The sequence below is a fragment of the Haloplanus sp. XH21 genome, assembly GCF_023276355.1.
In the GTDB taxonomy this organism is placed as follows: Archaea; Halobacteriota; Halobacteria; order Halobacteriales; family Haloferacaceae; genus Haloplanus; species Haloplanus halobius.
Window position 1 is genome coordinate 327,681 of sequence record NZ_JALLPL010000001.1, and the last position, 23,106, is coordinate 350,786.

At 68.5% G+C, this 23,106-nt stretch carries 26 protein-coding genes and 1 pseudogene; 8 read left to right on the forward strand and 19 right to left on the reverse strand.

What is annotated here, in order from left to right; all coding sequences use genetic code 11:
• The first annotated feature begins 4 nt into the window (after nucleotides 1-4).
• The gene (locus MXB53_RS01595; RefSeq protein WP_248895462.1) at nucleotides 5-604 is read left to right on the forward strand and encodes a dienelactone hydrolase family protein; all 600 of its coding nucleotides are present in this window, start codon (nucleotides 5-7) and stop codon (nucleotides 602-604) included.
• Here the strand turns inward: MXB53_RS01595 and MXB53_RS01600 are convergent, their stop codons facing one another.
• The 10 genes from MXB53_RS01600 to pyrG all read right to left on the reverse strand — a co-directional run bounded on the left by MXB53_RS01600 (nucleotide 605) and on the right by pyrG (nucleotide 8,366).
• A complete protein-coding gene (locus MXB53_RS01600) occupies nucleotides 605-928 on the reverse strand; it encodes a transcription factor S (RefSeq protein WP_248895463.1) in 324 nt (107 codons plus the stop codon).
• Nucleotides 929-1,035: 107 nt separating this feature from the next.
• Complete coding sequence (locus tag MXB53_RS01605; RefSeq protein WP_248895464.1) at nucleotides 1,036-1,542, reverse strand: DUF8135 domain-containing protein; 507 nt, start codon at nucleotides 1,540-1,542, stop codon at nucleotides 1,036-1,038.
• Nucleotides 1,535-2,380, reverse strand: coding sequence for a CopG family transcriptional regulator (locus MXB53_RS01610; RefSeq protein WP_248895465.1), 846 nt, complete (start codon nucleotides 2,378-2,380; stop codon nucleotides 1,535-1,537). The genes MXB53_RS01605 and MXB53_RS01610 overlap by 8 nt, the downstream gene beginning before the upstream one ends.
• A 45-nt stretch (nucleotides 2,381-2,425) precedes the next feature.
• A complete protein-coding gene (locus MXB53_RS01615) occupies nucleotides 2,426-3,262 on the reverse strand; it encodes an RAD55 family ATPase (protein ID WP_248895466.1) in 837 nt (278 codons plus the stop codon).
• Nucleotides 3,263-3,286: 24 nt separating this feature from the next.
• Nucleotides 3,287-4,270, reverse strand: coding sequence for a beta-ribofuranosylaminobenzene 5'-phosphate synthase family protein (locus tag MXB53_RS01620; RefSeq protein WP_248895467.1), 984 nt, complete (start codon nucleotides 4,268-4,270; stop codon nucleotides 3,287-3,289).
• 12 nt (nucleotides 4,271-4,282) lie between these two features.
• Nucleotides 4,283-4,606, reverse strand: coding sequence for a cupin domain-containing protein (locus MXB53_RS01625; protein WP_248895468.1), 324 nt, complete (start codon nucleotides 4,604-4,606; stop codon nucleotides 4,283-4,285).
• Between the two features lie 137 nt (nucleotides 4,607-4,743).
• Nucleotides 4,744-5,370, reverse strand: a complete 627-nt coding sequence (locus tag MXB53_RS01630; protein ID WP_248895469.1) for a hypothetical protein — start codon at nucleotides 5,368-5,370, stop codon at nucleotides 4,744-4,746.
• A 97-nt stretch (nucleotides 5,371-5,467) separates the two neighbouring features.
• Nucleotides 5,468-5,806 carry a DUF7126 family protein gene (locus tag MXB53_RS01635; RefSeq protein ID WP_248895470.1) on the reverse strand — a complete coding sequence of 113 codons (339 nt, stop codon included), beginning with the start codon at nucleotides 5,804-5,806 and terminating at the stop codon, nucleotides 5,468-5,470.
• On the reverse strand, nucleotides 5,803-6,720 hold the full coding sequence (gene guaA / locus MXB53_RS01640; RefSeq protein ID WP_248895471.1) for a glutamine-hydrolyzing GMP synthase: 918 nt from the start codon (nucleotides 6,718-6,720) through the stop codon (nucleotides 5,803-5,805). The genes MXB53_RS01635 and guaA overlap by 4 nt, the downstream gene beginning before the upstream one ends.
• Nucleotides 6,720-8,366 (reverse strand): CTP synthase, encoded by a 1,647-nt coding sequence (pyrG, locus tag MXB53_RS01645; protein ID WP_248895472.1) that lies wholly within the window; start codon nucleotides 8,364-8,366, stop codon nucleotides 6,720-6,722. The genes guaA and pyrG overlap by 1 nt, the downstream gene beginning before the upstream one ends.
• Nucleotides 8,367-8,503: 137 nt before the next feature.
• On the opposite strand from pyrG, the gene MXB53_RS01650 reads away from it, so the two are divergent.
• On the forward strand, nucleotides 8,504-9,304 hold the full coding sequence (locus tag MXB53_RS01650) for an aldo/keto reductase (protein ID WP_248895473.1): 801 nt from the start codon (nucleotides 8,504-8,506) through the stop codon (nucleotides 9,302-9,304).
• A gap of 26 nt (nucleotides 9,305-9,330) precedes the next feature.
• Here the strand turns inward: MXB53_RS01650 and MXB53_RS01655 are convergent, their stop codons facing one another.
• Nucleotides 9,331-9,990, reverse strand: coding sequence for an HAD family hydrolase (locus tag MXB53_RS01655; protein WP_248895474.1), 660 nt, complete (start codon nucleotides 9,988-9,990; stop codon nucleotides 9,331-9,333).
• Nucleotides 9,991-10,082: 92 nt separating this feature from the next.
• Between MXB53_RS01655 and MXB53_RS01660 the strand changes: the two genes are divergently transcribed.
• Nucleotides 10,083-10,919: a Rieske (2Fe-2S) protein gene (locus MXB53_RS01660; protein WP_248895475.1), complete on the forward strand. Its 837-nt coding sequence runs from the start codon at nucleotides 10,083-10,085 to the stop codon at nucleotides 10,917-10,919.
• Here the strand turns inward: MXB53_RS01660 and MXB53_RS01665 are convergent.
• Genes MXB53_RS01665 through MXB53_RS01675 form a run of 3 tightly spaced genes read right to left on the reverse strand, consistent with a single transcriptional unit; the run spans nucleotide 10,916 to nucleotide 13,622 of the window.
• Nucleotides 10,916-11,206: a ubiquitin-like small modifier protein 1 gene (locus MXB53_RS01665; protein ID WP_248895476.1), complete on the reverse strand. Its 291-nt coding sequence runs from the start codon at nucleotides 11,204-11,206 to the stop codon at nucleotides 10,916-10,918. The genes MXB53_RS01660 and MXB53_RS01665 overlap by 4 nt on opposite strands.
• A gap of 23 nt (nucleotides 11,207-11,229) precedes the next feature.
• Entirely contained in the window at nucleotides 11,230-12,399 is a 1,170-nt protein-coding gene (locus MXB53_RS01670) for a DUF8167 domain-containing protein (RefSeq protein ID WP_248895477.1), read from the reverse strand.
• A complete protein-coding gene (locus MXB53_RS01675; protein ID WP_248895478.1) occupies nucleotides 12,396-13,622 on the reverse strand; it encodes a potassium channel family protein in 1,227 nt (408 codons plus the stop codon). The genes MXB53_RS01670 and MXB53_RS01675 overlap by 4 nt, the downstream gene beginning before the upstream one ends.
• Before the next feature lie 98 nt (nucleotides 13,623-13,720).
• On the opposite strand from MXB53_RS01675, the gene MXB53_RS01680 reads away from it, so the two are divergent.
• Nucleotides 13,721-14,872 carry an NAD-binding protein gene (locus tag MXB53_RS01680; RefSeq protein WP_425601211.1) on the forward strand — a complete coding sequence of 384 codons (1,152 nt, stop codon included), beginning with the start codon at nucleotides 13,721-13,723 and terminating at the stop codon, nucleotides 14,870-14,872.
• Between the two features lie 8 nt (nucleotides 14,873-14,880).
• Here MXB53_RS01680 and MXB53_RS01685 read toward each other — a convergent pair.
• Both MXB53_RS01685 and MXB53_RS01690 read right to left on the reverse strand, forming a co-directional pair.
• Nucleotides 14,881-15,839 (reverse strand): annotated as a pseudogene (locus MXB53_RS01685) (HPP family protein).
• A gap of 60 nt (nucleotides 15,840-15,899) precedes the next feature.
• Nucleotides 15,900-16,634 (reverse strand): nucleoside phosphorylase, encoded by a 735-nt coding sequence (locus tag MXB53_RS01690; protein ID WP_248895480.1) that lies wholly within the window; start codon nucleotides 16,632-16,634, stop codon nucleotides 15,900-15,902.
• 112 nt (nucleotides 16,635-16,746) lie between these two features.
• Between MXB53_RS01690 and MXB53_RS01695 the strand changes: the two genes are divergently transcribed.
• Nucleotides 16,747-17,703: a hypothetical protein gene (locus tag MXB53_RS01695; RefSeq protein WP_248895481.1), complete on the forward strand. Its 957-nt coding sequence runs from the start codon at nucleotides 16,747-16,749 to the stop codon at nucleotides 17,701-17,703.
• A 17-nt stretch (nucleotides 17,704-17,720) separates the two neighbouring features.
• Here MXB53_RS01695 and MXB53_RS01700 read toward each other — a convergent pair whose 3' ends face one another.
• Nucleotides 17,721-18,521 carry a DUF63 family protein gene (locus MXB53_RS01700; protein ID WP_248895482.1) on the reverse strand — a complete coding sequence of 267 codons (801 nt, stop codon included), beginning with the start codon at nucleotides 18,519-18,521 and terminating at the stop codon, nucleotides 17,721-17,723.
• A gap of 59 nt (nucleotides 18,522-18,580) precedes the next feature.
• Between MXB53_RS01700 and deoC the strand changes: the two genes are divergently transcribed.
• Nucleotides 18,581-19,207, forward strand: coding sequence for a deoxyribose-phosphate aldolase (deoC, locus tag MXB53_RS01705; RefSeq protein WP_248895483.1), 627 nt, complete (start codon nucleotides 18,581-18,583; stop codon nucleotides 19,205-19,207).
• Here deoC and MXB53_RS01710 read toward each other — a convergent pair.
• Nucleotides 19,204-20,361 (reverse strand): outer membrane protein assembly factor BamB family protein, encoded by a 1,158-nt coding sequence (locus MXB53_RS01710; protein ID WP_248895484.1) that lies wholly within the window; start codon nucleotides 20,359-20,361, stop codon nucleotides 19,204-19,206. The genes deoC and MXB53_RS01710 overlap by 4 nt on opposite strands.
• Nucleotides 20,362-20,537: 176 nt before the next feature.
• On the opposite strand from MXB53_RS01710, the gene MXB53_RS01715 reads away from it, so the two are divergent.
• Both MXB53_RS01715 and MXB53_RS01720 read left to right on the forward strand, forming a co-directional pair.
• Nucleotides 20,538-21,788 carry a tRNA (N(6)-L-threonylcarbamoyladenosine(37)-C(2))-methylthiotransferase gene (locus MXB53_RS01715; RefSeq protein WP_248895485.1) on the forward strand — a complete coding sequence of 417 codons (1,251 nt, stop codon included), beginning with the start codon at nucleotides 20,538-20,540 and terminating at the stop codon, nucleotides 21,786-21,788.
• Nucleotides 21,785-22,063: a PadR family transcriptional regulator gene (locus MXB53_RS01720; protein WP_248895486.1), complete on the forward strand. Its 279-nt coding sequence runs from the start codon at nucleotides 21,785-21,787 to the stop codon at nucleotides 22,061-22,063. The genes MXB53_RS01715 and MXB53_RS01720 overlap by 4 nt, the downstream gene beginning before the upstream one ends.
• An 83-nt stretch (nucleotides 22,064-22,146) precedes the next feature.
• On the opposite strand, the gene MXB53_RS01725 is transcribed toward MXB53_RS01720, so the two are convergent.
• Nucleotides 22,147-23,061 (reverse strand): cation diffusion facilitator family transporter, encoded by a 915-nt coding sequence (locus MXB53_RS01725; RefSeq protein WP_248895487.1) that lies wholly within the window; start codon nucleotides 23,059-23,061, stop codon nucleotides 22,147-22,149.
• Between the last annotated feature and the right edge of the window lie 45 nt (nucleotides 23,062-23,106).

Genomic DNA, 23,106 nt, shown 5'->3' on the forward strand with positions numbered 1-23,106 from the left:
AGCGATGCCCACCGAACGCGTCCGCCTGCCCGGTGGCCGGGACGTGCGGGCGAGTCTCGATCGCGACGGGGACAGCAACGCCGACGCCGTCGTCGTCGCCTGCCCGCCCCACCCCCAACACGGCGGCACTCGCCACGACTCCCGCCTCGGCGCGGTGAGCGACGCACTGCCGCCCCGGATCGACTGCCTGCGGTTCGATTACGGTCCCTGGGACGAGGGCCGAGGCGAACGCGCCGACGCCCGCACCGCCTGTGCGTGGGCCGCGGACCGCTACGCCCGCGTCGGCCTGTGCGGCTACAGTTTCGGCGGCGGCGTCGCCATCACGGCCGCCGCCGAGACGGAAAATCCGGCAGCGGTCGCCGCGCTCGCGCCCGTCTCGCGACTCCCGGACGGGAGCGACATCGCCAGCGCGGTCGCCCACATCGACGCGCCGCTCTGGGTCGGCGTTGGGACGCGAGACGAGACGGTCGAAGCGGAGACTGTCGCCGCGGCGGCGCGCGAACGGGGTGGCAGCGTCGCGACGTTCGAGGCGAGTCACGCGTTCGTCGGCCAGGAACGGGACATCGGCGAGCGCGTGGCGGCGTTTGTCACCGACGCGCTGTGATCAGTTGTAGCCGCGCCAGCGGTTGCCACACTCCTTGCATTTGAAGAATCGTGTCGGCGGTTCGTCGGCGGCGCCGGTCTGTTTGATCGTGTACCACGCCTCGCCGTGCCCGCACTCGTCGCAGGTCACGTCGGTCGCCGTGGGCTTCCCTTCGAAACTGTCACCCTCCGCCGTCTCGATCAACTCGTCCTCGCTCTGTGATTCCGTCGAGACGAAGTCGGCCGCGCGCTCCTCATCGCGGTCGGCGGTCATCCCACACTCGGTACAGACCATCTCGCCGTCGCGAGAGACCATCATCGAGCCGCAGTCGTCGCAAAACTGCATAGGATCCGTAGCGCGTCGACCCTCATACGGTTTGTTGTCAGTCAGTACCGGTGCTGGACCATCCCATCGAACCACCGGTAAACAGGTACAATACTCCGTATCAAAGGTCACTCGACCTCTCGGTCGGTTGGCGACGCCCCAGGTTCCGCGTCGACGACGGGGCAGTTCCGGACGCGGAAATGCTCGTCGTCGACCACCTCGACGATGGTCGTCCCCTCGTGGGTGCAGGCCGTCTCTGGCGGCTCGGTGAAATGCGGGCACTGCTGGCAGAACTCCCGCTTCGGGACGACGTGTTCGTCCGCCTCCTCGGCCTCCTGTACGTCCGCGCCGAGTCCGAGACGCTCCTCCGGGGCGGGGTCGTTCTCGATGAACGCCTCCCAGATCGCCTCGCTGTCGATGTCGGGCGTTTCGACCGACTCGAAGAGGTCGGTCCCGGGTTCGGGCCCCTCGCCGGCGCGGGCCTCGCGGCGCGCGCGCACTTCGCTCGCGAGGTCGCCGAGCGGTGAGTCGTCGGCCTCGGGCGCCGCGTCGCGGTCCGACTCGTCTGCGTCCGACGACGGCTCAACGTCGATGATATCTCGCTCGTCGGGGGAGTCGGCGTCCTCGTCACTCATCGGGCGCCTCCCCGGCGTCGAACAGATCGGCCGGCGTCTCCGGGACGTCGGTCGGCGCGCCGCTACCCTCGGCTTCGGCGAGGGCCGGGCGGTCGCCCGTCGCGAGCGTCGCGCTGCTGAAAAACCCCGTCGCGGGTTCGAACTCGACGTACGTCGCCTCGCAGTGTGGGCACCGCGGGCGCGAGAGGAGGCCGAGGTCGACGGTGGCGTCGCAGTCGGCACACACGGCCGTCCGCGTGCCGTGGCGGTTCGCCGCCGTCCGCAGGTCATCGACGGCCTGGCGGTCGTGTTCGGCGGCGGCGATGCGCCGGAGTTCCGTCCGCACGTCGACGACGGCGCCCGCCAGCGTATCCACCTTCCGGTCGAGTTCGTCGGTCGCGTCGGTGAGATACTCCAGAATCTCTTCGTAGTTCTCGAAGCCCTGATCGAGGCGGTCGGCGATGTCGTCGACCCGGGCCTCGGCGTCCTCGGCGGTGCGAACGGCGTCGTCGACGCGGTTCGCGAGGTTGGGATGGGCGTGATCTTTCGGCGCCTTGGCGTCCGTCTCGCGTTTGATCTGGACCACACGCTCTCGGACGTCCTGGATCTTGCTGTCGAGGTCGTCCTCGACGGCGCCGACCCGGTCGGTGAGCGTCTCGAGTCGGTCGTCCACCTCGTCGAGACGCTCGGCGTCGGCAGCGGCCGGAAGGTCGCTGTCCGCAGCCGCGGCGTCGAGGGCGCGGTAGGCCGCGACGGCTCGGGCGAGGATGGTCTCCGGATCCGTCTCTCGTTCGGCCGCGCGCCGCTCGACCCAGTCCCGCAACTCGTCCGGGAAAGCCTCGGACTGCTCACCGTCCATTCTGTGCGTAGTTTCTTCGCGGCGGCTTAAGTATCGGACGGCGAGTTACCGAATCTTCCGGACGCCGCTCACGTCGAATCCGCCCTCGTGAACCTCCGTCTCGAAGCGGATGATGTTCTCCTCCTCGAGCCGGGCGAGGACGCCGCGGAACGCCTTGACGAACATGGTCCGGGCGCGTTGCGAGCCGCCACTCTCCCACTCGAACTGGATCGTGCCGGAGGCAGCGTCCATCAGATGGCCCAGTTCCGTCGGGGCGAGCGTCTCGTGTTGGACCAGCAGGAGGATGAGTCCCCCCCAGTCGTAGGCCGCTCGCTGGATCCCTTTCATCACGAGGGCGATGTCGCTCCAGGCCATATCGTCGCTGATGGCCGCCACGAGGTCAGTGATGGAGTCGATGACGACGAGGTTGCCGGCCGCGTGGGTTCCCAGATACTCACCCAGTGCACTGAGGGCGGTGTCGTGTCGCTGCCGGCCCGCCAGGTCGCTGATCGTCTGTGACTTCCCGGCGTACCACTCGCGGGGGATGGGACTCAACTGGAAGTATTCGGGAGAGAAATCGCGGAACTGGACGTGGTCGACCGCGGAGTCGACGAGATCCTGATCCAGCGTGTAGGCCATCTCCTCCTCGATCTGGTCCTGGTCCGCGGTAAACGAGAGATAATGGATCTCGTCGGGCGGCGTCGCCGACGCCCCGACGTCGCCGTAGTGGAGTTCGAACGCATCACGGTCGCCGTGATACAGGCCGTTCATCGTGGCACTGGTGTGAATGAACTCCCGGGCGCCCGCTCCGGCCTCGCCAGTCAGGAGGACGACGCTTCCTGATGGAGCCCCGCCACCGATGATCGAGTCGAGGCGGGCGATGCCGAAGGGAATGCGGGCCATGCCCGGTGTATGGCGCTCCGGGAGTTATTCGTTGCGGCGTTCCTCGACCCGCGCCCCCCGATTTCGCCCCTCGGCGACGAAGACGCGCCCGTCGACCCCGGCGTCGTCGAGGGCATCGTGGCCCACGGCGCGGGCCTCGCTCGCGCGGTCGGCGTCGGTCACGCCGTACACCGTCGGTCCCCAGGAGGACTGTCCCGCGCCGTGGACCGCCGGGGCGTCGTCGAGCGTCGCCACGAGTTCGCCGGCCGGCGGCCGGTAGACGCCACCCTGTTCGTCCGCGTACCAGGTGCCGTTGAGGCGGCCGAGTTCCTCGACGGCGCTGGCGAACCGCTCGACCGACCCCTCGGCGATCGCCGGCAGTACGCGCCGCGTGATCACGCCCGCGAGACGATCGCTCGGCGACGCTGGCGCTGATTCGACCACCGAGCGCATGCTCCGGTCTTCGGCCGCGCCACTCGGCCCCACCGGCGCGTCGGGGACGACGATCAGGAACCGCCAGTCGTCCGGAATAGAGTGACTGGCGGTGACCGGCGGCACCGACCACTGCCCGACTGCGGGGCGGTCGGTGGTGAACCGCGCAGTCGGATGGCCGGCGTCGAGGACGAAGCCGCCGTCCTCGAAGGTGGCGACGCCGACGCCCGATCGCCCGCCACGGCCCAGGTCGGGCGCGAGCGCTCGAACGTCGACCGATCGGTCGTGTGCGCGAGCGACGGCTACGAGCGTCGCCAGCGCGAACTGCGTCCCGCTTCCCAGCCCCACGTGACGGGGGAAGTCGCCCTCGACGCGCACGTCGGCGCCGTCGACGCCGAGCAGGTCGACCGCTCGCTCGGCGTACTCGTCGACCGGCGAGTGGTCACAGCGAACCCCGTCGTGGGGCGTGGCAGTGACGCGTATCTGTGGTCGGTCGAGACCGACACCCAGACTCCCGTAGAGGCGTTCGTGCGCCAGGCTCAGGTTACAGAAGCCGAAATGGAGGCGCGCGTAGGTGGTGACGCTGGCGCGTGGCATCGCGAGCGGGGCTTAGCCCGACCCCGGCATCGGGCAGAGACTCGCGGTGAACACCGCAACGTCGTCGGTGTCGTTGCGGGCGCCGTGGGACACGCCGCGGTCGTGGTGGACGACGCCGGGGGCGTCGACCTCCTCGTCGGTGTCTCCCTGAATCACCGTCACCGTGCCCCGGAGGACGTGAAAGACGTTTGTGCTGTCGCCGTGTTCGTGCGGGCTCAGTTCGGCGCCCGGCCCGAGGGCGAAGGTCTTCACCAGCACGTCGTCGCTGACGACGAGTTCGGCCGTCGACACTTCACCGTCGTCCGGCGAAAGCGCCTCCAGTCGATCGAGTGTCATGGAGGAAAATCGGCCGCCTGCGTCTTAACGATGCGGGGAATGGGACGCAGCGTCCGGAAGCGCGGGCGTGACACCGACCGTCACGCAGCGAAATGAGGTGCTACCGTCTCGAACGGGAGCCGTGGGATGGTCAAACCTTAGAGCGCCACGTGACCGAAGATCGAGCCGAGCAGTTCTCCGATATCCGGGACGGTCGCGGGGAGCGACGACGGCGGACCCTGTCGGTCAGCCGCGTCGTCGGCGTTCGCGTCAGCGTCGGCGTTCGCGTCAGCGTCAACGTCGGCGTTCACATCGTCGCTCTCGTCATCCGCGTCATCGGCCGACTCGTCGGCGTCGTCGTTCGCCCGCTCGTCGTCCGATTCGTCCTCGCGTTCGTCATCTTCCCGCTCCTCATCCGATTCGTCGGCCTCGCGCTCGAACTCGCTCTCTTCGAGGACGAGCGAGCCGTTCCCGACGACGTACGTGCTCTCCAGTTCGGCGTGCGGCGTCTCGACGCTCACCTCGAACTCGTCGTCTTCGGGTCGCTCGAACGTCGCGGTGCCGTTGGCATCGGTTTCGCCCTCGTGGTCACCGACGGAGACGCTGGCGTTCTCGACGCCCGCGTCGCCGTTCGTCACGGTGACCGTCACGGTGCCGTCGTTCAACTGTGCGTCCATCGCGTACGCGTCTGTACCGGTGTCGTACGTGCTGCCGGCCGCCGCGCCGAGGCCGGTCGTGACCAGCAGCGCAGCGAGCAGTATCGCGAGCGGTTTCGTAGTGGACATGGCACCCGTCACTGTGAGCGACACCTCCTTCAACCGCCCAGACGCTAAAACCCAGATTGCGGCTGTTCTGGGCGCGTCAAGCCGATTTAAGCCGAATTTAATCGTCGCCGTTGCCGCCGACCAGTTCCTCGGCCACCATCTCGACGCCGAACAGGTCCGGATCCATCGCGAGGTCAGTCTGCCCGCTCACGAAGTCCGGCAGCGAATCGTGGCTGTAAACCACGACCCGAACGTCGGGGTTGCGGTCCTTGGCGACGGGGATCGCCGTCGCCTCGGCGAGGTCCGTGAGCAGGAAGATGTCGGCGTCGGCGATGCCGGCGTCGTCGAGGACCGGCCCGGTTGGGAGCCCCTCGATATGAGTCACGTCCGCCCCCTCGGCTTCGAGCGCCGCACCGAGGCCGTCCGGGTCCGGTCCCGCGAGGACGACTCGGGTCACTCGTACTCGATGGTCGCTGGCGGTTTGTGCGTCACGTCGTAGACCACGCGCGCGACGTTGTCGTTCTCGCCGGTGATGCGACTCTGGATGCGCTGGAGCGTCTCCCAGGGGAGGTCCTGGGCGCGCGCGGTCATGCCGTCACGGCTCTCGACCGAGCGGACGGAGACCACCCAGCCGTGGACGCGGTTGTCACCCTTGACACCCGTCGCCTTGCCGATGACGGCCGCGAAGGCCTGCCACGGGTCGTGTTCTTCGACCTCCTCCTCGACGACGTGGCACGACTCGCGGGCCACCTCGAGTTTCTCCTCGGTGACTTCGCCGATGATGCGCACGGCGAGGCCGGGACCGGGGAACGGCATCCGTTCGGACACCACCTCTTCGAGGTCGAGGGCGCGCGCCACTTCCCGCACCTCGTCCTTGTAGAGGTCGCGCACGGGTTCGACGATGCCCTCGAAATCGATGACATCGGGCAGTCCGCCGACGTTGTGGTGGGATTTGATGTTTCCCTCGCTCTCGATGCGGTCGGGGTAGATGGTCCCCTGCACGAGGTAGTCGGCGTCGGCCTCGCGGGCTTCGCGTTCGAACTCCCGGATGAACCCCTCGCCGATGACGTGGCGTTTCTCCTCGGGGTCGGTGACGCCTTCCAGCGCGTCGAGGAAGCGGTCCTGCGCGTCGACGATGCGCAGACTGTCCATGAACGCGAACGTCTCGCGGATCCCCTCAGTCTCGCCTTTCCGCATCAACCCGGTGTCGACGTAGACGGGGGTGAGGCGGTCGCCGATGGCACGGTACGCCAGGGCGGCCGCAACGGAGGAGTCGACGCCGCCCGAAAGCGCGATGATGGCGTTGGCGTCGCCGATCTCCTCGCTGATCTCCTCGGTGGCCTCCTCGATGAAGGAGTCAACGTCGACCATCAGGCCTCCACCTCCTGTTCGGCGTCGACCTGTTCAAGCGTCGCCTCGACGAGGCCGACGAAGGGCGGACTCGCGCGGTCGGGGCGCGACCGGAACTCGGGGTGGAACTGCGTCCCGAGGAAGTAGGGGTGGTCGTCGAGTTCGACGATCTCCATCCGGTTTCCCGCGCGCCCTGAGAAAGTGAGGTCGCCCGCTTCCAGGTCGTCGATGTACTCGGGGGTGACCTCATAGCGGTGGCGGTGGCGCTCGGTGCAGGCGTCGTCGTCGTAGACGCGGTGGGCGAGCGTTCCCTCCTGAATGTCGGTGGTGTGAGCGCCGAGGCGCATCGTCCCGCCCAGGTCTTCAAGGTCGTACTGCTCGGGCAGGAGGTCGATGACGGGGTGGGGCGTGTCTTCATCGATTTCGGCGGAGTGAGCGCCCTCGAGACCGAGGACGTTGCGCGCGTACTCCACGACGGCCATCTGGAAGCCGAGACAGAGGCCGAGGAAGGGCACGTCGTTCTCGCGGGCGTAGCGGATCGCCTCGATCTTGCCCTCGGCACCGCGGGAGCCGAAGCCGCCGGGGACGACGATGGCGTCGGCCTCCCGGAGGCGTTCGGTGTGTCGGTCGCGCATCTCGTCGGCGTCGACCCAGAGGACGTTCACGTCGACTTCCTGGTGGATGCCCGCGTGTTTCAGCGCCTCGTGGATGGACATGTAGGCGTCTTCGAGGGCGTATTTTCCCACGAGCGCCACGTCGATTTCGCCCGTCCGCTCCCGGGTGACGAGCTCGCGCCAGCGGCTGTCGCGTTCGTCTTCCGGCAACGCCTCGTCGGCGATGTTCAGCCGGTCCATGACGTACTCGTCGAGGCCTTCGTCCTCCACCATCAGCGGGACGTGGTAGATGTCCTCGACGTCGGGATTCGAGAACACCGCCTCGGTCGGCACGTCGCCGAACAGCGCGATCTTCTCTTTGGTCTTCGGCTCCAGTCGGTCCTCACAGCGCCCGACCACGATGTCGGGCTGAAGACCGATCGAGCGCAGTTCCTTCACGCTGTGCTGGGTTGGCTTGGTCTTCTGTTCGCCGTTCTTGGAGTAGGGGACGAGCGTGACGTGGGCGAAGAGCACGTCGTCCTCGTCTTCCTCGTGGGCGAACTGTCGGAGCGCCTCGAGGTAGGGCATCCCCTCGATGTCGCCGACCGTGCCGCCGACTTCGATGAGACAGATGTCGGTCCCCTCGGCGGCCTCGCGGATGCGCCGCTTGATGTCGTCGGTGATGTGGGGGATGATCTGGACGGTGTTGCCCAGGTAGTCGCCCGCCCGCTCCTTCTCGATGACGTGCTTGTAGGTCTTCCCGGTGGTGACGTTGTGGTCGAACGTCATGTCCGTCCCGAGGAAGCGCTCGTAGTTGCCGAGGTCGAGGTCGACCTCGCCCCCGTCTTTGAGCACGTACACCTCGCCGTGCTGGTAGGGGTTCATCGTTCCCGCGTCCACGTTCAGATACGGGTCGATCTTTACGGCAGTCACGTCGAAGCCCGCGTTCGACAGGAGACGGCCGGTGCTGGCGGCCGTGATTCCCTTACCGAGACCGGACATCACCCCGCCGGTCACGAAAACGAACTTCCGACCCAGTTCCGGGTCGTATCCGGTGTCGGGTTCCGTCGGCATAACGACCCTGCGCGAGCGCGGGTCAAAATCGTTTCGCTCGGCGGGGCGGCGTGGGGCACGCTCCCAGAGTGCTCGCTGGCGCCCTCGGCACACGCGGAGACCACAGGATTCGTGACCCGCGCGGCCGTCGCGTGCGTATGGACCTGCCACGACTCGGTTTCGGCACGTACCAGTTGACCGACTCCGACCGGTGTCGGGCCGCCGTCGAGACGGCCCTCGAGGCGGGGTATCGCCACGTCGACACCGCGGAGTACTACGACAACGAGACGTTCGTCGGCGAGGGCATCGCCGAGAGCGACGTGCCCCGGGAGGATATCTTCCTCGCGAGCAAAGTGTGGCGCGACCGCCTCGGCCACGACGACTTCCTCGAGAGCGCCCGGGAGCGCGTCGACGCCCTCGGCGTGGAGACGCTCGACCTGCTGTACGTCCACTGGCCGCTAGAGACGTACGATCCCGACGAGACGCTTCGCGCGCTGGCCGAGGCTCGAGACCAGGGACTGACTCGGCACGTCGGCCTCAGCAACTTCACGCCCCACCAACTGGACGAGGCCATCGTCCGTCTCGGGGGAGCGCCGGCGGCCCATCAGGTCGAGATGCATCCCCTCCTCCAACAGGAGGGACTTCGCGCACACGCCCGGAAACACGACTACTGGCTGGTCGCGTACGCGCCCCTCGCGCGCAACGAAGTCGCGGACGTGCCCGAGATCCAGGCCGTCGCCGAGAAACACGACGCCACGCCGGCCCAGGTGTCGCTGGCGTGGGCGCTCTCGAAGGAGAACGTCGCCGTCATCCCGAAGGCCGGCACGCCCGCACACATCCGGGAGAACTACGCCGCCCGCGGGATCGCCCTCGACGACGAGGACATCGCGCGCATCGACGGTATCGACCGGGAGAAGCGTCTGGTTGACTTCCCGAACGCACCCTGGAACCAGTCGTAACGACGTGACCCGAGGGTCAGTCGTTCCTACGCGCTACAGACCCGGTGGAGGTCGTCGAGCGACTCGATATCCCAGGTGGGCCACACGTTGAGGTCCCAGTCGCGGCGGTGGGGGCGGCGGATGAACGCCGAGTCGATGCCAGCGTTCTCGGCGGCCTTGATGTCGGATTCGTTGTCGCCGACGAAGAGCGCGGAGTCCGCGTCCAGATCCGAGAGCGCTCGCTCGATGTAGTGAGGATTCGGCTTGCGGAGGTCGAGGCTCTCGATGGTCGCCTCGCGACCGTAGGCAGTGTCGAATAGGTCGCCGAGTTCGAAATGGTCGATGAGGAAATCCACCGTCTCCTGCTGGTTCGAACTGACGATGCCCTTCGAGATGTCGAGGTCGGCAAGCGTGTCGATGTCGTCGTAGGGCGTCTTTCGGCCGGCGCGGGCCTCCTCCTGTTGGGCGCCGGAGACGGTGCTGTCGCGCGTGCGCCAGAACCGGTCGGGATCGAAGTCGTACTCGTCACAGACGGCAGCGACCCGTCGGGGGGTCGCACCGATGGTCATCTCTTCGACGTGGTCGGGGTCCGGGTCGGTCACACCGAACTGCGCGAACGTCTCTGCAGTGGCCTCGCGAAGAACGTCGAAACGCGTTCGACCGACGAGGACACCGTCGTTGTCGAAGACGACGGTATCGTAAGTCACGTTTTCTGTTGGGCGGTCGACGTAATAAGGGTTTCAATCGATGGTATCCAGCACTTCGTCATGCTTTTCACTGCCCACACCAAGGTCCGAGCATGAGCGCGGACGACAAATATCCCGAAGAGAGCGGCCGACGGCGGTTCGTCAAGGGCGTCGTCGGTGGGTCGGCGCTCGCTGGCGTCGGTGCCCTCGGGACGGTCACCGTCAACAGCGCAACGGCGTCGCCCGGGTCGGGCGGGGGGATGACCCAGGCGTGGGCCATCGAGAACACGGGCGGTCCGGCGCCCCGCGGGATGCCCCAGATTCCGCTGGAGATAGACTCCGAGGGGTACGTCAGGGGTATCTGGCCCGACGTCGAAACCGTCACGCAGGGCGGGCGGCAGATCCAGGTCGCCGAGATGGATCTCGGCGGGACGACGTACACCTCCGAGTGGTTCCAGTACTGCGGCGTCGAGGGGTATCAGGGCATCCAGCCCAGCTACGAGAGCGAGAACTACTTCCACTCGGGGTCGAGCCCCGCCTACGACTGGCAGTCCGCCGCGAAGGAGGCGGGCGACCGCTTCCACGTCGACGACTTCAGCGACTACACGGAATGGGGCAACGGAATCGGGACCGCGGGCGTCGGCAAGCCCGCGACCGGCACTTGGCGCTCACAGGACGCCGACGACGTGATTCCGATCCAGCTCCTCCGGAGCGAACGCATCGAAGAGGCGGCCCAGGACGACGAATGGCTGCAGGCGAGCACCGCCGAGGGGTTCATCGCGTGGCTCAACAAATGCACCCACTTCTGCTGTGTCCCGGGTTACAAACAGTCCGCCGACGCCGCCCGTTTCGGCGACCCGAACAACGTCTACTGCCAGTGTCACCAGTCGACGTACGATCCCTTCTCCGTCGTCCAGACGCTGTTCACCGCGCGCCCGCGCCCCGACTAGCGCGCCCGATCCGTTCCGCCGCTGACCGGCGGGAACAGCGCGAGTTCGTCGCCCGCAGCCAACGTCGTATCCAGGCCTTCGCCAGTCGCGACGTTCTCGCCGTTACGAAGGACGTTGACGTGGTCGGCGACATCGCCCGACTCGTCGAGCACCCGGTCGCGGAGCGCGGGGTGGGTCTCGAGCAGTTCGTCGAGCGCATCGCCGACCGTCGCACCGGGGTCGACATCGACACGGATCTCACGGTCGCCAGCGACCTCCGCGAGGTCGGCGAACAACTTCCACTGCATGCCCGTTCCTCGCGCCCCGTCAGTCAAAGGGATTGCGTCTCCGACGACGGGCGGCTCCGGGCGTCGAGTCGCCGGTACGTTTCGGGACGACCGACGACATACACCTCGTCGCCCGCGACAAGCGTGCGGTCGTGCGGGAGCGTATCGACGCCGCCAGGGTCGCTTTCGACCGCGACGACGGTGGCGTCGAGACTGCTGACCGGCGCGTCCACGAGATCGCTCCCCTCGGCGACGGTGACGACGTACATCGTCTCCTCGGCGGCGCGCAGGAGCGACGCGAACTCGCGATCGGCCTGCGGTTCGGCCGGCAGCGTCACCAGCCGATAGGTTTCGCTCGACGAGAGCCGTGTCACCTCCTCCTCGTTGACCGCGAGCGTCGCCACGTCGTCGACGTGGGCGCGGAGTTCGGCCGTCAACAGGCGCTCCGGTGGATCCGTGCGCCACACCTGCACCCGATCACCGGGGCTGGCGGCGTTAGCGGGGTCGGCCCGAACCGCCACCGCGACGGTGCCGGGCGCGAGCGTCGGCCCGATACCGGTCGCGCGACTCCCCAGGGCGAGATAGTCGACGGTGCCGTCGTCGGTGAGCTCGACATCGACGTGCCCCACGCCGTAGTCGTCCTGCAGGCGGGAGACGAAGCGGTCCTCGAGTTCGGTCATCGTCAGACGGCGGGGGAAGATGAGCGTCTTGCCCGCGAGCGTCGTCTTGACGGCGGCGTCGACGGGGTCGTATCCCTCGATATCGGCGATGTCGTCGGGATCCTCGGGGAGCGTGACGTCGGTGATGCGGCCGACTGAGCGGACGAGCCGGCTCACCTCCACGTCGAGTTCGCGCACGCCAGCGACGGCGAACACGTCGGTCGCGATGCGGTCGCCGACGACCCGCCCGACCGGCGCGGCCGCGGCACCGACGGCGAGCGACGACACGTTGAACACGACGGCGCCGGTGGAGAACACCCCCATCTCGCCGCTGAGGAGGTCAGAGAACGCGCCGACAGTGTTGAGATAGACCGAGACGAGCGAGAGCCCGAGCAGGATCGACAGCCACAGCGGGAGCCGGGTCTTGGTGTACCAGCGGTAGACGAGTCCCGCGACGCCGCTGACGACGGCCGACCCCACGGCGAACGCGAGCAGGCGAGCGACGAGACGGAGCAGGGAGGGCTCGACGGCCGGGACCGACACCTGAAGGATCACGCGACTGCCTCCCGGAAGGTCGTGATGGCCGCACGCGAGCCGACGACGAACAGGTCGTCACCGGCGGACAGGGGCTGTGAGCCGCGGGGGGAGAACTGCCAGTCGCCGTCGTGTCGAACGGCGAGGACGGTCACGCCGTACGTGTCACGAACCGTGGCGTCACCGATCGTGGTGCCGGCGATCGGCGCGCTCTCGCGGATGGAGACCTTCTGAATGCGGTTGCCCGCTCGGCGAAGCAGGGAGACGAGCTGGTACTCCCGCCGCGTCCCCCGGGACTGGATCGTGAGACGATCGGCGGTCGAGCCGAGCAACGACTCCGCCTGGACGGTGTCGATGGCGACGGTCACGCGGCCGTCGCCGCCGTCCGCCACAGGAAGCGGCTGGGACGGCGCTGGCGTCGCCGCCTCCCCGCCGTCGGGGGCGGGTCGACCCTCCGTGATCGGCGTCTCACCCGCTCGATCACTGCGCAGGCTCACGACGGTGCCGCGGTAGGTGTCGCCGTCCGTCGACACCACCACGTCGTCGCCGCGGGCCGTGCCGGTGGGCAGGAGCGCCCGGAGGGAGACGCCGCGCTTGCCGGCAGGGATGCGCTTGGAGAGACCGCCGAGGGGCGGCGCGGCGCTCACCGTTGCCCGCGCGCGCTCGTCGAGTCGGACGGCCACGTCGGTCAGGTCGTATTCGGTTCGGAGGCGGTCGGCGACGCGGGACTCCAGTTCGTCCATCGGAACGTCCGCGGGGAAGGTCCACGAGCCCTCCCGGATCTCGCGGCGAAGGTCGGCGGGGACGGGCGGGTATCCCTCCATGTCGGCGATGTCGCCGGAAACCGTCACCCGAACCTGGCCGCGGCCGCCGACGAGTTCGACCACGTCCGTCGAGAGGGTGCGGTTCGTGAGCTTGCGAAGCGAGAGCTTGCGGGGGAACTCGGCGCCCATCTTGTCGCCGACGCTGTGGGCGTACAGCGAGAGCATCAACACGACGATCACCGCCACCGTCAGTCGCACCTGATTCGCCGACTGGGTGAACGTCGGATCGTTCAGCGCCAGCAAGCCACCGTTGACGCCCGCGATCGCCACCGCGAGGACGACGACACCGAACGCGGGGACGGTGACACCCGTGACGTATTTGAACAGGAATCCGAACGCCCACGAGACCAGCGCGGGGATGATGCCGGTCAGAATGCCGAGATAGATGCCGAACAGCACCTCGACCGGAAAGGAGGCCATAGTCGCGTCTCGGCGGGGACACGTATAGGGATTACCGTCGATCACGGGACGCCTGCGGGCCCTTTATCAGCCTCGTGGACGAGAGCGTAGGCATGGCTGTGAGCCGAGGTGACCGGTTCATCGGCGTGCAGGCGGCCGTGGGGCTGACCCTCCTCGCGGGGGCGCTGTCGATGGTGACGGGCATCGTCCACATGAGCGCGCCCGTCGGCCGCCCGCTCGTCCCCTTCGTCCCGCCAGTAGCACGGGCGACTGCGGGCTTTACCGGCACGCTCACGGGGTTCCTGCTGCTGGGGAGCGCGCTCGGCCTCCGTCGCGGGCTCCGCGCCGCCTGGTACTCGACGCTCTGCCTGCTCGTCGTCTCGGCGGGCCAGGGACTCGTCCAGGCGAGCGAGACGTCGATTCCGTTGGTCGTCATGTCCCTCCTGGCGCTGCCGGCCGTCGCGCTCAACCGCCGGCGGTTCGACCGCTCGATCGACCTCTCGGCGACCCAGCTCGCCGCCGTCCTCGCGCTCTCAGGGTCGCAGGTGTACATCGCGGCCGGAGCGTACGCGCTCCGCGAGGAGTTCAACGGCATCGAGACGCTCGTCGACGCGATCTACTTCGCCATCGTCACCTCGAGCACCGTCGGCTACGGCGACATCACGCCCCAGACGGCGATGGCGCGGCTGTTCGGCGTCTCGGCGCTCGTCGTCGGCACCGCGAGCTTCGCCATCGCGCTCGGGGTGCTGTTGACGCCCGCCATCGAAGCACGACTCGTCAAGGCTCTCGGAAAGATGACACAATCAGAACTCGACCTGCTCGACGATCACATCCTCGTGCTGGGTCACGGCGACCTGACCGAATCGATCATGCAAGAACTGCAGGACAAGGCGTCGTTTCTCGTCGTCGTCCCGGACGGGGATCTGGCCCGCCGACTCGGCGAACGTGACATCAACACGCTGACCGGCGACACCAGCGACGAGGCGACGCTGCAGCGAGCACACATCGAAGACGCCCGCGCCGTCGTCGCCGCCACGAACGACGACGGAACCGACGCGCTCGCGGTGCTGACCGCGCGGCAACTCGCGCCCGACGTTCACATCGTCGCGGCGGCGACCCACCGCGAGAACGTCGACAAGCTGCGGCGGGCGGGCGCGGATACGGTCATCAGTCCGGCGAGCATCGGCGGGCATCTGCTCGTCGAGTCGGCGCTCGGCGGGCGAGACGTGGATACGGAAGCGATCGCCGATCGCTTGCTCGACGAAATATAGAGTGAGATTCAGACCCGTCTCCGGTCGACGACGGCCACGTCGCAGCCCACCGCTCGCAGTCGCTCGAAGGTCGGCGGCGAGACGAGTCGGGAGGCACGCGACCGCTCACCGAACGACCCGATGATCAACAGGTTGTACGCACCGGCGTTGGCGCCGATGAAGTCGGTTATCTGACTCCGGGACACCCGCGTCTCGACGTCGACATCGACCGTTTCGGCGGTCCGCGAGGCGTTTCTCCGCGGGCCGACGAGGCGGGCGGCGAACTCGACATCGCGTGGGCGGTGTTGCCCGGTCTGGCTACCGTCACGAGCACGCGACGCCAGCGCTGGCGACCCGTCGTCAGACGGAACGCGATGGTGTCGTGGCGGCCGTCGAACAGCCCGCGAACGGAGGGCGAGAGGCGGCCGTACTCCTGTTCGGACGGCGTCACCACGAGGTCACAGTTCGTGTTTGCGGCGGCGGCGAGCGTCGCGGTCACCGCGCATGGGGACGCGGACGTGGTCGTCCGCTCCGGGCGGTGTCGTAGGGGCACGTACGCCTCGGGCGAGGCGTCGTCGGTGACCAGGACGCGCAGCGCCGTCGAGAAGGCCGCGGGTTCCTCAACGTCGAGCAGCCGGGTCGCGACGCCGGCCAGAAAGATGGAGAGCGCCGCGCTGGCAGGCGAAACGATGGTGGGTGTCGGGGGCGTCGCCGAGAGGCTGAGTGCGGCCCACCCACAGAGCGCGCCGCCGACGAGGCCGACGACGAACCGTCGCGGGGAGGCATAGCGCCCTTCCGGGTCCGAAAAGAGGGTGTACGCGCCGGACGCCAGCGGCGGGAACAGCAGGAAGGAGAGTTCCGTGCGGGCGTTCGAGACGAACGTCACGACGGCGATGAGCGGGGGCACCGCGACCAGCACCGTCAGATGAAGCAAGTTGCTGGTGTCCTGCAACCACCGTCCGAACGCCGCGAGTTCGTGCCGCTCCAGCCGTCGAAGCCGACGGGCAGCGGCGACGACGCGCGCGCGAACACCCGGTCCAGCATCGGCCTAGTCGAGCGCGGTGGCGGCGTCGAGCGCCAAACCGATCATCCGCTCGACGTTGTTGTGGGCCTTCGGCGGGAGTTCCGCTTCGGTGGCGTCGCCGCTTCCCTTCTGGGTCCCTTCGACGAGGTTGCCGTCGACGGTGCAGATGGCGCCGGCGCGCAACCCTTTCCGGCGGGCGAGCGCGAACAGCGCGGCCGCCTCCATCTCCACCGCAAGCAGGCCGGCGGCCTCCCAGTCGTCGACATAGTCGTCCGTTTCCGCGTAGAAGGCGTCGTCGGTGACGACGGGGCCGACGTGGACCGCCTCGTCCTGTGCTTCGGCGGCGTCGGTCAGCGCCCGAACCACCTCGAAGTCGGGGACGGCGGGATACTCCACCCGCTCGTAGCGCTTGGTCGTCCCCTCCTCTTTGGCCGCGCCCGTCGCGACGACCATGTCGCCGATTTCGACGTGAGACTGGAGCGCGCCGGTGGTGCCGGGGCGGATCACCGTCTCGACGCCGACGGCGGCGAGTTCTTCGAGGGCGATGGCCGCCGAGGGCGACCCCACGCCCGTCGAACAGACGGTCAGCGGGACGCCATCGTATTCGGCGTTGACGAGGCGGTACTCGCGGTTGTGGGCGAGTTCCGTCACCGAGTCGCAGTGGGCGGCGATGCGTTCGACGCGGCCGGGATCGCCGGGGAGCAGCGCCACGTCGTGAACGTCTCCCTCGTCGACCCGCAGGTGTGGTTGGGTAGCCATACGGATGTCACGCCGCGCCGAGGGCAAAACACTCCCGGCTCTATCGCCGCGTTACTCAAGCGTCGGTTTGAGTCTCCCCAGAACGAATACCCCCGGGGACTGTACGGCCCGTATGAACCGACGGCAGTTTCTCGTAGCGGGCGCCGCCGTGGCCCTGGCGGGCTGTTCCGGCACCGACGGCAGTCGCGACGACGCGGAACGAACCCTCCACCTCACCCTCACTGACGAGTCGACGCCGCTCCGGTCGGCACACGTGGTCGACCTCGCCGAGACGCGGTCGGACCGAGACGAACAGGCCTTCCAGACCACGCTCGACGGCGACGACTACACGACCCAGCACCGCCGGCCGTTCGGCGCGAACCCCGATCCCGTCTACACGCGATACGAGGGGACGTACTACCGCCTCGATGCCATCGTCGTCGACGAAGTGACCGTCACTCATCCGGTGGTCCGCCTGTCGACGGTGGGCGACGCCGACTCGGCGGAGACGCCGGACGCCGTCGACGCGGATCGGCTGTCGGAGTTCGATCAGAACGTCGTCCACGTCGGCCACGTCGCCGCCAGGGCGCGGGGGAACGAGGGCGGCGTTCCCTGGGGCCTGGTTCAGCGCGGCGGGTACGTCTATCGGCGGTCCGAGGACGTAGCGCGGAGCAACTTACTCGGCGAGGGCGCTCCCGACCACGTGACCTACCGCGACACGGTGTACGCCATCGAGCGCACCGACGAAGAGTTCCACGAAGCGATCTATCGCGCGACGGTCGATCCCGTGGCGGAGACGCCCGAACGAATGGAGGCGATCCTCCGCGCGAAGTTCGTCGACGCGCGCGTCGATCGGTCGGCGCTCTCGACCGACGCACGGTCGCTGCTTCGCGAAGCGCGCGGCGACGGCTACGGCGAACCACACCCGTACTCGGCCGCCTACCGGGAGGTGTTGCGGGCGCTCCACGCGCGGGCGCTCCTCGACGGCAACATCGAAAGTGATGCGTACACCGACGACCCTCGGCGTGGCATCGTGCAGTACGGCGGGACGTACTACACGTACCGCCTCCGGTTCCAGAACGTCGAGTGAGCCGTCAGCCGCGGGGGCTACCCGGCGACGGCGAAGAGGATGAGGTTGTGCGTTCCGGGGCCGAGGCCGACGGCGGTGACGAACCCGAGGAACAGTCGTCCCTCGGCGGGCGCCTCGCGCACCGTCTCGGCGAAGGCGGCCACGATGGCCGCGACGACGACGAGTTTCACGAGGACGAACAGCCACCCGCCGCCGATGAGGTCGGCGGTCGGGAGCGACGCCGCGAACTCGATGATGTGCCGCGAGAGCGGGGTGCGCTCGCTGAAGCCGAGGAGGTCGATACCGACGGCGGTCGAGACGCCGTCGAGGGCGTGGGCGGCGACGGCGAGGAGGCCGACGCGACCGGTGACCGACACGCCGGGACGGAGACGTCGGAGGAGCGCCCAGGTGACGGCCGTCGCGACGGCGGCGCCGACCAGGATGGCGAGCAGGGGGACGATGCGGAGCACCTGCCCGGCGGCGGCGGCGAGGGCGACGGTGACGATGCTCGCGACGGCGCCGAGCGCGCCGAGAACGCGCGGCGGATCGCGAACCGCGGCGGCGGTCGCGATCCACGTCGCGCCGGCGACGACGGCGACGGTGAGATAGACCGCGGGCGTACCGGCGAGGGGACGAACCAGATCCGGGAGTGCACCGAGGGCGTAGAGGACGTGTAGCGCGGAGCCGAGAACCATCCACGGCGCGAGCGCGAGGACGAGGCGCTCGGTGACGGGCGGGCGGCGACGGGAGAGCAGGAACGCGACGGCGCCGAGGCCAGCGAGAAGGGCGAGGAGGTAGGGGAGCGGCGGGAGCGCGAATCCCTCGGGGAGTACGGCCATAGGGGCTAAGTGACGAGTCGCCGGGAAAGCCTTACGCTCCGGGGGCGAGACGCGCGAGTATGAACCGAACCGACTTCGCCGCGCGCATCGACCACACCGTCCTCGGGCCGGAGACGACGCCGGTCGACGCTCGGCAGGTGGTCGCCGAGGCGGCCGACTACGGGATGAACGCCTGCGTGCCACCCTGCTACGTCGCGGAGGTGCGTGACGAGGACGTGACGCTCGCCACGGTGGTCGGATTTCCCCACGGCCAACACGCCCCCGCGGTGAAACGCGAGGAGGCGGTCACGGCCTGGCAGGATGGCGCCGACGAACTCGACGTGGTGATGAACGTCGGGCGACTGCGCGCGGGCGAGGACGACGCCGTCGTCGCGGAGCTGGCCGAACTCGTCGCGGCGGTGCCGACGCCGGTGAAGGTGATCGTGGAGGCGCCGCTGTTGACGGACGACGAACTGCGCCGCGCGGCCGAGGCGGCCGTCGACGCGGACGCGGATTACCTCAAGACGGGGACCGGGTTTTCAGGCCCGGCGACGACGGCCGACGTGGAACTGCTCGCGGCGTATCTCCCGGTGAAAGCGAGTGGTGGCATCGGCACCACCGCCGAGGCGCGGGCGATGCTGGACGCCGGCGCGGAGCGCATCGGTGCGTCGGCGGGCGTGGCGCTGGTGGAAGGGTTCGACGACTAGCCGAGCGCGACGAACGCCGCCTCCGCGTCCGAGTCGCCGCCGACCGGCACGAACACCGATCCGGCCGCGACGGCGAGGCCGCGAACGACCGGCCCACCCACCGCCGTTCGCCAGCGGCGCGCGCCGACCCGCCAGTCGTCGACGCCGACGCCGCCACCCATCCGATACGCCGAAACACCGTCTTCCTCGCCGATGTAGAGCGTCTCCCCGGCGCCGGCCATCCCCGCCGTGAACGACCCCTCGGTCGACCACTGTCGGTCGCCGCCGTGGCGACTCGTCGCCGTCAGTCCGCCGCCATCGGCGCCGTAGACGGTGTCGTCGGTGACGACCAGCGAATCCTTCGCCGTACCGTCCTCGTCGTGCCACCGCGTCGCGCCCGCGTGGAGGCCGTCGGCGAGTTCGAACGTCCCGCCACCGAACGTCGTCGCGTACACGGGGCCGCCGTTGCCGAGAGCGAGGCCGACGACGCTCCCGGGGAGTTTCCGCCGCCACTGCCCCTGGCCGTCGAAGAGGGCGTACACCTCGCCCGCCTCGGTCCCGGCGTAGACCAGGTCGGCGCTCGTCGCGAGCGACGTGACCGCGCCGAACACCGACGCCGACCAGCGAACCGCGCCCGAGTCGGCGTCGACGCGGGCGACCGATCCGTCCCGTGTGCCGACGAACAGCGACCCCCAGTCGTGGTCGGGGACGGGAGCGACGGACACGTCACCGACGTCGGTTCGCCAGATTTCGGTACCGTCGGCGGCGTCGACCGCGAGCAGACTCCGCGCGTCGTCGGTGCCGAGATACGCGACGCCGTCGTGGACGGCCGGGCTGGTCATCCACGCCGTCGAGCGGTCGGCGAGCGGCGAGAGCGACCAGCCCTCGTCGCCGTCGACGGCAAACGTCCGGACGCCGCCGAGCGTCGGGAGGAACACGCGCCCGTCGGCGACGACGGGGCGGCCGGTCGGTTGGGGAACCTGCCGACGCCATCGCTCGTCGGCCCCCGAGCGTGGCCCGACGGGGTTCGGGTTGTAACTCGTCGCGCCGGCGTTGAAATCGGGGTGGGGCCAGTCGGTGCGACCGGCGGGGGGCGGGGACGGAGCGTCGTCGCCGAGACAGCCACTCGTCGCGAGCAGTCCGAGGCTGGCGAGCACGCGTCGTCTGGAGGGCATCGATGGTGACTGCGGCCGGAAGCCTCATACGGTTTATTGTACGTCAGTACCGGTGGTTCACCGAAACGGTCCGACAAACCACCGGTGAACAGTTACAATAATCCGTATCAAAGCGTCTGTGGTCGGCCCGGACCGTCGCGTTTTTCTCCGCGCACGCGCAATCATCGACAACCGAAATGGCCCGCTATCACATCGAGACGTACGGGTGTACGGCCAATCGTGGCGAGAGCCGAGCCATCGAGCAACGGCTTCGGGACGGGGGGCACCGACCCGCTGACGGCCCCGACGACGCCGACGTGGCCATCCTCAACACCTGTACGGTCGTCGAGAAAACGGAGCAGAACATGCTCCGCCGGGCCGCGGAACTCGAATCCGAGACGGGTGACCTGGTGGTCACGGGCTGTATGGCGCTGGCCCAAGGCGAGGAGTTCGCGGAGGCCGGCGTCGACGCCGACGTGGTCCACTGGGACGAGGTGCCGGCGGCGGCGATGAACGGCGAGTGCCCGACGACGACGCCCGACGCCGACCCCATTCTGGACGGCGTCATCGGCATCCTCCCCATCGCCCGCGGGTGTATGAGCGACTGCTCGTACTGCATCACCAAGCGGGCGACGGGGAAGATCGACTCGCCGCCGGTCGAGGAGAACGTCGAGAAGGCGCGGGCGCTCGTCCACGCGGGCGCGAAAGAAATTCGCATCACCGGTCAAGACACCGGCGTCTACGGCTGGGACACGGGCGAGCGAACACTCCACGTCCTGCTCGACCGCATCTGTGACATCGACGGCGAGTTCCGGGTGCGGGTGGGGATGGCGAACCCGAAGGGGGTCCACGGCATCCGCGAGGAACTCGCCGACGTGTTCGCCGAAAACGAGGAACTCTACAACTTCCTGCACGCACCGGTCCAGTCGGGATCGAACGATGTCCTCGGCGACATGCGCCGCCAGCATCAGGTCGAGGAGTTCCGCGAGGTGGTTGAGACGTTCGACGACCGTCTCGACGAGTGGACGCTCGCGACGGACTTCATCGTCGGCTTCCCCACCGAGACGGACGCCGACCACGAGCAGAGCATGGATCTCCTGCGGGAGGTTCGCCCCGAGAAGATCAACGTCACGCGCTTCTCGAAACGGCCGGGGACCGACGCGGCCGACCTGAAGGGCCTCGGCGGGACGCTCAAAAAGGAGCGGTCGAAGGCGATGTCGGAACTGAAACGCGAGGTCGTCAGCGAGGTCCACGAGTCGATGGTCGGCGATCGCCGCGAGGTGCTCGCCGTCCGGCCGGGGACGGGCGACTCCGTGAAATGCCGCGACGGGGCCTATCGGCAAGTGATCGTCCAGCGCGCCGACGAGCGCGGCATCGAACCCGGCGACACCTTCGAGGCGGAGATCACGGGCTACGAAGCGATGTACACGTTCGGACAGCCAGTATGAGCAAGTGGCTCCGCAGCGGCCTCCGGCGGGACATCTGCATCGTCGTCGCGAGCGAGGACGAACCGACGGCCCAGCACTGCAAGGCCACGCTCGAAGCGAAATACGACGCCCGGATCGAACCCAAGACATTCTACAGTGCGCTGGAGGCGCTCACTGGCCAGGGGTATCTCACCTCGCACGTCGACGGCGTCGCTGATCGATACGAACTCACGGCGGCGGGCGAGCAGGCGCTTCGCGACCACTGCGAGTGGATGGGCCAAGCGCTGTCGGACTGATACTGTCGGCTGTAAGTCAATCCAGCTATCCGTCACCCCGGGAGGTGCAGATAGCTTGAAACAGTTACAGCCGACAGTATGACCTACCGGGCCGTCGTCGACGCCGGGCGATCGGCGGCGTCTTTCCACTCGCCGAGGCCGGCGGGGTCGAGATGGACGTGCACGTCGGAGACGGGTTCGATTTCGCGGACGCGCTCCCGGAGTTCCGTCTCGATGTCGTGGGCCTCGGCGAGGGAGTGGTCGGCGTCGATTTCGGCGTGGAACTCGACTTCGATGACGTGGCCGGAGTAGTAGGCGACGAAGTCGTGGACGCCGCGCACCTCGGGGTGAGAGCGGATGGCCGCCTCGATGCGCTCGCGTTCCTCGGCCGGGGGCGCGCCGTCGGAGAGATACCGGACGTTCTCGCGCGAGATGTCGATCCCCTGGTAGATGACGAGCAGACTCACGGCGCCCCCGGCGATGGGATCGAAGATGGGGTAGCCGAACGCCATGCCGACGACGCCGCCGAAGGCGGCGAGCGTGGTGTAGATGTCGTTTTTGCTGTCGGCCGCCAGCGCCCGGAGACTCGGTGAGCCGACCTCGCGGTTGACGCGCACGGTGTACCAGTAACAGGCGTAGCGAACGACCAGCGCGAACAGGAGGCCGGCGACGAGGATATCACTGTATTCGGCGGCGGGGGCGGTGAGCAGGGCGTTGCCGGCGTCATAGAGGAGTTTCAGTCCGAGGAGGACGAGCACGCCGCCGACGAACAGCGCGGAGAGGGGTTCGAACCGCTCGTGACCGTGGGGGTGCGAGGCGTCGGGGTCGTCGTAGACGAACCGCCCCCAGATCAACACGACGGCGCTCGCGAGGAGGTCCGCGACGGAGTGGGCGGCGTCGGCCATGAGCGCGAGGCTGCCGAAGAGGAGTCCGAGCGTCCCCTCCGCGACGATTTTGAGGACGTTCGAGACGACGTTTACCCACGACGCCTTGAGAAACGAAACGCGATCCTCAGCCATGTGGCTTCACGAAGGAGCCATATCCACATAAACCGTGTCATTAGG

Coding starts and splice junctions, on each gene's coding strand:
- MXB53_RS01725 (WP_248895487.1), bottom strand. CDS start 23,061: ATGGCTGAGGATCGCGTTTCGTTTCTCAAGGCGTCGTGGGTAAACGTC.
- MXB53_RS01620 (WP_248895467.1), bottom strand. CDS start 4,270: ATGCCACGCGCCAGCGTCACCACCTACGCGCGCCTCCATTTCGGCTTC.
- MXB53_RS01595 (WP_248895462.1), top strand. CDS start 5: ATGCCCACCGAACGCGTCCGCCTGCCCGGTGGCCGGGACGTGCGGGCG.
- MXB53_RS01710 (WP_248895484.1), bottom strand. CDS start 20,361: ATGCCCTCCAGACGACGCGTGCTCGCCAGCCTCGGACTGCTCGCGACG.
- MXB53_RS01665 (WP_248895476.1), bottom strand. CDS start 11,206: ATGCAGTGGAAGTTGTTCGCCGACCTCGCGGAGGTCGCTGGCGACCGT.
- MXB53_RS01650 (WP_248895473.1), top strand. CDS start 8,504: ATGGACCTGCCACGACTCGGTTTCGGCACGTACCAGTTGACCGACTCC.
- MXB53_RS01690 (WP_248895480.1), bottom strand. CDS start 16,634: ATGGCTACCCAACCACACCTGCGGGTCGACGAGGGAGACGTTCACGAC.
- MXB53_RS01630 (WP_248895469.1), bottom strand. CDS start 5,370: ATGTCCACTACGAAACCGCTCGCGATACTGCTCGCTGCGCTGCTGGTC.
- guaA (WP_248895471.1), bottom strand. CDS start 6,720: ATGGTCGACGTTGACTCCTTCATCGAGGAGGCCACCGAGGAGATCAGC.
- MXB53_RS01700 (WP_248895482.1), bottom strand. CDS start 18,521: ATGGCCGTACTCCCCGAGGGATTCGCGCTCCCGCCGCTCCCCTACCTC.
- MXB53_RS01675 (WP_248895478.1), bottom strand. CDS start 13,622: ATGGCCTCCTTTCCGGTCGAGGTGCTGTTCGGCATCTATCTCGGCATT.
- MXB53_RS01695 (WP_248895481.1), top strand. CDS start 16,747: ATGAACCGACGGCAGTTTCTCGTAGCGGGCGCCGCCGTGGCCCTGGCG.
- MXB53_RS01715 (WP_248895485.1), top strand. CDS start 20,538: ATGGCCCGCTATCACATCGAGACGTACGGGTGTACGGCCAATCGTGGC.
- MXB53_RS01605 (WP_248895464.1), bottom strand. CDS start 1,542: ATGAGTGACGAGGACGCCGACTCCCCCGACGAGCGAGATATCATCGAC.
- MXB53_RS01625 (WP_248895468.1), bottom strand. CDS start 4,606: ATGACACTCGATCGACTGGAGGCGCTTTCGCCGGACGACGGTGAAGTG.
- MXB53_RS01720 (WP_248895486.1), top strand. CDS start 21,785: ATGAGCAAGTGGCTCCGCAGCGGCCTCCGGCGGGACATCTGCATCGTC.
- MXB53_RS01660 (WP_248895475.1), top strand. CDS start 10,083: ATGAGCGCGGACGACAAATATCCCGAAGAGAGCGGCCGACGGCGGTTC.
- MXB53_RS01615 (WP_248895466.1), bottom strand. CDS start 3,262: ATGGCCCGCATTCCCTTCGGCATCGCCCGCCTCGACTCGATCATCGGT.
- MXB53_RS01610 (WP_248895465.1), bottom strand. CDS start 2,380: ATGGACGGTGAGCAGTCCGAGGCTTTCCCGGACGAGTTGCGGGACTGG.
- MXB53_RS01600 (WP_248895463.1), bottom strand. CDS start 928: ATGCAGTTTTGCGACGACTGCGGCTCGATGATGGTCTCTCGCGACGGC.
- deoC (WP_248895483.1), top strand. CDS start 18,581: ATGAACCGAACCGACTTCGCCGCGCGCATCGACCACACCGTCCTCGGG.
- pyrG (WP_248895472.1), bottom strand. CDS start 8,366: ATGCCGACGGAACCCGACACCGGATACGACCCGGAACTGGGTCGGAAG.